This is a genomic window from Xylophilus sp. ASV27 (genome assembly GCF_016428875.1).
Lineage (GTDB): Bacteria > Pseudomonadota > Gammaproteobacteria > Burkholderiales > Burkholderiaceae_C > Xylophilus.
In genome coordinates, this window is sequence record NZ_JAELTO010000464.1 from 1 (window position 1) to 215 (window position 215).

The window sequence follows — 215 nt, forward strand, 5'->3', positions numbered from 1 at the left end:
AGAGCGGCTAACAAAACAAAGGGAGGTTGCGAGCACAGATGACACAACAAGCCAGGGAAAGCAGCGCGACATGAATGTCGATGCGGCGCTCGAAGCGGGTTCGCAGCTTGCCAAACGCGGCCAGCCAAGCATGGGTACGCTCGACCACCCACCGATGGCGCCCGAGCCTGTCATTGCGCTCGATGCCTTTGCGAGCAATACGATCCTGGATACCG

General features: G+C 59.5%; 1 protein-coding gene. It reads right to left on the reverse strand.

Annotation, left to right across the window (positions count from 1 at the left end; translation table 11 throughout):
* Positions 1-7: 7 nt before the first annotated feature.
* On the reverse strand, positions 8-215 hold a 208-nt coding region (locus JHD63_RS23805; RefSeq protein WP_198973227.1), incomplete at its 5' end, for a transposase.